At 71.8% G+C, this 5,367-nt stretch carries 6 protein-coding genes; 2 read left to right on the top strand and 4 right to left on the bottom strand.

Annotated elements, in window-relative coordinates:
• From VN520_RS02140 to VN520_RS02125, 4 genes are all read right to left on the bottom strand, one after another.
• Window positions 1–1,066 (bottom strand): hypothetical protein (locus tag VN520_RS02140; RefSeq protein ID WP_325745098.1); only part of this gene is annotated, 1,066 nt, incomplete at its 3' end.
• A gap of 120 nt (window positions 1,067–1,186) precedes the next feature.
• On the bottom strand, window positions 1,187–2,212 hold the full coding sequence (locus VN520_RS02135) for a C40 family peptidase (RefSeq protein WP_325745097.1): 1,026 nt from the start codon (window positions 2,210–2,212) through the stop codon (window positions 1,187–1,189).
• Between the two features lie 296 nt (window positions 2,213–2,508).
• Window positions 2,509–3,864, bottom strand: a complete 1,356-nt coding sequence (locus tag VN520_RS02130) for an NYN domain-containing protein (RefSeq protein ID WP_325745096.1) — start codon at window positions 3,862–3,864, stop codon at window positions 2,509–2,511.
• Window positions 3,865–3,898: 34 nt separating this feature from the next.
• Window positions 3,899–4,141, bottom strand: a complete 243-nt coding sequence (locus tag VN520_RS02125; RefSeq protein WP_014156692.1) for a hypothetical protein — start codon at window positions 4,139–4,141, stop codon at window positions 3,899–3,901.
• A gap of 170 nt (window positions 4,142–4,311) precedes the next feature.
• Here VN520_RS02125 and VN520_RS02120 point away from each other — a divergent pair, with 170 nt between their 5' ends.
• Window positions 4,312–5,058, top strand: coding sequence for a rhomboid family intramembrane serine protease (locus VN520_RS02120; protein ID WP_325745095.1), 747 nt, complete (start codon window positions 4,312–4,314; stop codon window positions 5,056–5,058).
• On the top strand, window positions 5,055–5,336 hold the full coding sequence (locus tag VN520_RS02115; protein WP_325745094.1) for an Lrp/AsnC family transcriptional regulator: 282 nt from the start codon (window positions 5,055–5,057) through the stop codon (window positions 5,334–5,336). Before VN520_RS02120 ends, VN520_RS02115 begins: the two co-directional genes overlap by 4 nt.
• Window positions 5,337–5,367: the final 31 nt, after the last annotated feature.

The raw sequence follows: 5,367 nt of genomic DNA, 5'->3' as shown, positions 1-5,367 counted from the left end.
AGGCCAGCCAGCCGCCCTCGTACGCCCGGGAGAGCCGCGCCGGGTCCTCACCGAAGCCGAAGTCCTCGTCGGCCGGGAGCTGCGCGGGCAGGCCGCCGCCCCGGACCGCCTCGGCGAGTTCGGGTGCGAGCTCGGCGGCGGTGCGGCCCTCCCGGCGGTAGGCGGCCCGGTCCGCGAAGCCCTCGGAGAGCCAGACGGGAGTGGCGGCGGAGGTGTGCGCCCGGGTCGCCACATGGGTGGTCTCGTGGGTGAGGACGACCCGCTGCCCGAAGTCGCCGAGCATCCCGTAGGCCTGCGGATTGACGATCACCCGGTCCGCGGGTGCCCGGCCTCCGCCGCCGACCTCGCCGGTGGTGACGGCCGCTATGCCCCGGTAGCTCGCGGCGGGTGAGTCCAGGAGCTCCGCCATGTCCTCCACGGACCCGGGGACGAGCACCACGACCCGTTCGGCCCAGGGCTCCGGCCAGGACTCCGTGACGGCCGGGACGGCCCGGTCGGCGGTGGCCGCGATCCGGCGCAGTTCCGCCGTCCGGCGCCCGACCCCGAGGACCAGGCTGTGCGTGCCCCGTACGACCTCGACGTCGCCCTGCTGCCAGAGCTGCCCCGGGGTGCCGTCGGCAGCCCGGTCGGCGGCGATGTACCAGGTGCGGTCTCCGCCGCGGCGGACCAGCTCCACCGTGCGGGAGGAGGACAGGGGGGCCTTGTCGTAGCCCTTGATCCGGTAGCGCAGTTCGACCTCGGCGGTCACCCGGTCCGTCCCCTGCCCGGTCACGTCCTTCACCCGGTACGCCCATGACTCCAGCGGCACGTCGGCGAGGTTGCGCAGCTCGGTGCGCTGGGCGGCGCGGAAGGACGCGGCCCGGGGGTCGAGCGCGGCCAGGTACGCCTCGGTGTCGTGCTCCATGACGGCCGCGGCACGGCGGTCCAGGGTGGCGCCGACCTCCTGGGCGGTGGTGTCGACGGCGGTGTCCCCGGGGGCGGAGCACGCGGGCGCGAGCAGCAGGACGGCGAGCACGGCACCCGCCGTGCGCCGTCCGCGGGTGTGCACCCGCCGCGTGTCCCGCATGCGAACAGCCACCCGCCGATCGTACGGCCGGAGCGGTCACAGCGGCGCCCCGCCGGTGACCTGGGGACACCGACGGGGCGGGGTGTCACCGGAGCGTGCCGCGAGGCACCCGTGCGGGTGTCAGATGCGCACGCCGAACTGGAACGAGCCCAGGTACTCCATCGCCTCGTAACGGACGACCTTGCCCGGGTACGGCGCGTGCAGGACCTGGTTGTTGCCCGCGTACAGACCCACGTGCGAGGTGTTGCTGAAGAAGACCAGGTCGCCGGGCTTGAGCGCCCCGCGGCCGATCTGCACGCCGTCGTTGACCTGCGTGTAGGTGGTGCGGGTGATCTGGACGCCGGCCTGGGCGTAGGCCCACTGGGTCAGACCCGAGCAGTCGTACGAGTTGGGTCCGGAGCCGCCGGAGACGTACGGCTTGCCCAGCTGCGTGGCGGCGGCCGCGAGAGCGGCGGCACCCCGGGCGGACGCGGGGACCTCGTTGCCGAGTTCGACCCGGTCGCCGGCGGCGCGGCTGGCGCGCTGGTCGTCCTCGGCCATCTTGGCCCGCTCGGCGGCGGTGAGGGTGTTCAGGAGCTTCTGCGCCGCGGCGAGCTTGCCCTGGTACTTCTTCTTGTTCTCGTTCAGCGTCTCGCGGACGTCGGCGAGGTCGTCGAGCTTGCCCTGCGCCTCCTTGCGCTGCTGCGCGAGGGTGCGCTGCTTCGCCTGGATCTTCTGCAGCGACTCGGCCTGCTTGGCCGTCAGCTGGTCGAGCGCGGAAGCCTGGTCGAGGAAGCTGTCCGGGTCCGAGGAGAGCAGCAGCTGGACCGACGGGTCGAGACCACCGGAGCGGTACTGCGCGGTGGCGAGCGAACCGAGTTCGCCGCGCAGGGTGTTGAGCTCGTCCTGTCCCCGGGCGACCTTGTCCTGGAGCGCGTCGGCCTGCTTCTTGAGCTTGTCCTGCTGCTCCTTGGCGCCGTTGGCCTTCTCGGTGGCGACCTCGGCCTCGTGGTAGAGCTTGTCGACCTTTTCCTTGACTTCGCTCTTGGTCGGCTTGGGGTCGGCGTGGGCGGCCTGAGAGGTCAGGGCCACGGCCGCAGCGGCGGTCGCGGTGAGCACGGTCACGCGGGCGCGGCTCGGCTGCTTGGGACGACGGTGGGACGCCACGAAGGCGAGCTCCTTCTTCCTCCAGCCGCCTACCGGGCTGTGGGGGACAGATGTGAATCCCCGGCTCCGTGCACATCACGGACTCGGCGGTTCCTTCGCCGTCACCCCGGGTGGGCAATCAACCGTGCGAAGGTTCGAGGCCTGACCTTAGTGACCATCTTGTGATCAGTTCAAATCCTCACGGGCAAAATCTCGTCACACCAGACACTTCTTTACTTTCACCGAACTGCGTGTAGCGGCGACTTGACGGTACGTTCCAGGAAACCCGGCAAGTCGCCCATGCCTCACAAGGCGCCTCAGACGCGCGAAAGGCGCTTCAGGAGCAAGGCGGACGTGACCGGCCGGGCCCCCGCCTTCGCGACGCCGTCGGCGACCTCGCGGTCGGTGGAGACCACGACGACGGGCCTGCCCGGCGGTTCGGCGCGCGCCAGTTGCCTGATCAGCTCGTCCGCGGTCACCCCGGCCTTGCTGAACAGGACACGGACGCCACGCGGTGGTGCGAGCAGGACCGGGGCGGCCAGCTCGGCGCCGTCGAAGACACAGGTCATCTCCGCACCGGTCTGCGCCGCGAGGACCGACAGACCGCCCAGGAGGCGCAACCGCTGCTTCTCCAGGGGCATCTGCGGATAACCGGTCTTCGTGACGTTGTAGCCGTCGACGATCAGATGCGCCTGCGGCAGCGCGAGCAACTGGTCGAGCAGCGCCGGGTCGGTCTCCGAAAGGGCCCTGGCCGCAATGTCCTTCGGCGACATCCTGCCGGGCTCCACCGCTTCGACGCCGTCCGCGGGGCGCAGCGACGAGGGAGGCAGGGCCAGTTCACGGCGGAGCCCCTGCGCGGCGTCCAGCACGGTGTCCAGGAGCAGCCGCAGTCGCATGTCCTCGACCGAGCGCCCCTCCCTGGCCGCCCGGCGGCCCGCCTCGACGGATGCCTCCGCCTCGGCCAGCCGCGCCTTGAGCCGGCGGGACTCGCTCTCGGCGGCGGAGACCTGGGCCGCGGCTTCGGCCCGCACGGCGTCGGTCTCGGCGCCGGCCTTGCGCAGGGCCGCTTCCCCGCGCTTCACCTCGCTGAGGGCGCTGCGCAGCTTGCGGTGCAGGGAGTCGGCCTCCTTGCGGGCGGCCTCCAGCTCCGAGCGCAGCCGGTCGGTGTCGGCCCTGTTCTGACCGCGGGCGCGGTCGAGCTCCTCGCGCAGCCGTTCCAGCTCGCGCCTGGTCTCCTCGTCCGCCCGCTCGGCGTGCGCCCGCTGCACCTCCTCGCCTGCCGCCGCCACCAGCTTGACCCAGCCGACCGGCCGCAGCACATAGGCGGCGGCGGCCACGTCGACGGGGTCGGCGGCGGCGGGCGGCGCGCCGGAGGTGAGCGCGTCGGCCAGCTCCGGCTGGGTCTGCCCGATGCGCTCGCCGATGCGCCGGCGGAACACCGGGTCGCCCTCCAGAGCCGCCGCCATCGCGTTACCCGCGAACTTGGCCCGCCTGGTCGGGGTGAAACGGGCGTACTGCCGCAGCTGGGAGGGGAGTTCACCGACGGTCAGGCCGCCGAACGCGTCCGAGACCAGCGCGATCACCTTGCGGCGCACGCCTTCGGGCAGCGGACGGTCGAGCGACTCCGCGGCGCCGTCGGCCGGCCCGGCGCCGCCTGCCGGCTGCTCCACCATCCATCACCCCAATATGTCTGTCCGCACGGCTCCGTCAGGAGTCGGCGCCCGGCCTGTCGACCAGCTCGATCTGGTCCACGGCGTTGCACCAACGACAGCGCACCGACTCGATGGTCTCACTGACCACCTCGCGCTCCTCGACACTCGACTCCCCGGCCAGGTCGAGATGCACGTACTCCACGACCTTCGAGGAGCGCGTCACATCGAAACGGGTGAGATTGCCGCAGAGCGTGCAGCGCCAGCGGGTCCCGTCCGTCGGCTGGGGAACCGTCGTCATCGTTGCGTCCTCTTTCGTCGTTCGTCGAGTCCTGCGCGTGCCCAGGTCTCCGGTCTCGCGGTGCGCCGTCGAACTGCGGATGTCCTGCGGTAACCCTACGGCCTCGCACACGGCCGCCGGCACGGCGAGGCGGTCCGTCCCGTTCCCGCCGGGTACGTCATGCTCTGTACGTGACCGATTGGCGGAAGGCCGGCTGGCGGCAGCGGGCCAGGGAGCTCGGGGCGGCAGCGGCGGGCGGCGCCCCGGTCACGTACGGGCTGATCGCGCTGTGCTGTGCGGTGTTCCTGGCCGGTCCCCTCTCCGGGTTCGGCCCCGCCCACGGCAGAGCCGACGCCCTCCTGGCGGCCCAGGCCGGTTACTTCGAGCGGTGGGGTGTGATCCCGGGCGAACTCCTGGACGGCTCCGCACGCGCCGCCCTGACCCCGCTGACCGCGCTCTTCGTCCACGGAAGCTGGCTGCACCTGCTGGGCAACATGCTCTTCCTGTACGTGTTCGGCGCGATGGCCGAGGAACGCATGGGCCGCACCGAATTCGCCTTCTTCTACCTCGTGTGCGGCTACTTCGCCCTGGTGGCCTACGCGGTGGCGCACGCGGACTCCGACCGGACGCTGGTCGGCGCGTCGGGAGCGATCTCCGCGGTGCTCGGCGCGTTCCTCCGCCTCTTCCCCCGGGCCCGGGTCACCAGCCTCTTCCCGTTCCTCTTCTTCCTGCCGCTGCGTTTCCCCGCCTGGATCGTACTCGTGTTCTGGTTCGTCCTGCAGTGGCTGGCGGCGCGGAGCGCGGGCGGCGGCCCGGGCGTGGCGTACCTCGCGCACGTGGCGGGTTTCGTGGCCGGGTTCCTCTACGCCTGGGCGCGGTTCCGGGGTACTACAGTGAAGTCTCCAGCCACGGCCACTGAGGGAGAAAGCCAGCCGTGATCACCGCGATCGTGCTCATCAAAACCAGCGTGGACCGGATTCCCGAGATCGCGGAGGCCATCGCCTCGCTGGACAGCGTCAGCGAGGTCTTCTCGGTCACCGGTACGTACGACCTGATCGCCATGGTCCGGGTGGCCCGGCACGACGATCTGGCCGATGTCATCCCGGGCCGGATCAGCAAGATCCAGGGCGTCGAGGCCACCGACACCCACGTGGCCTTCCGGACGTACTCGCAGCACGACCTCGAGGCGGCCTTCGCCATCGGCCTCGACGCCTGAGAACCGGCCTCGACGCCTGAGAACCGGTCCC

It is taken from the genome of Streptomyces sp. (assembly GCF_035563135.1).
Classification (GTDB): domain Bacteria; phylum Actinomycetota; class Actinomycetes; order Streptomycetales; family Streptomycetaceae; genus Streptomyces.
Note: the sequence above shows the minus strand (reverse complement) of the source record. Positions and strands in the feature narration are given on the sequence as shown.

Coding starts and splice junctions, on each gene's coding strand:
- VN520_RS02125 (WP_014156692.1), bottom strand. CDS start 4,141: ATGACGACGGTTCCCCAGCCGACGGACGGGACCCGCTGGCGCTGCACG.
- VN520_RS02130 (WP_325745096.1), bottom strand. CDS start 3,864: ATGGTGGAGCAGCCGGCAGGCGGCGCCGGGCCGGCCGACGGCGCCGCG.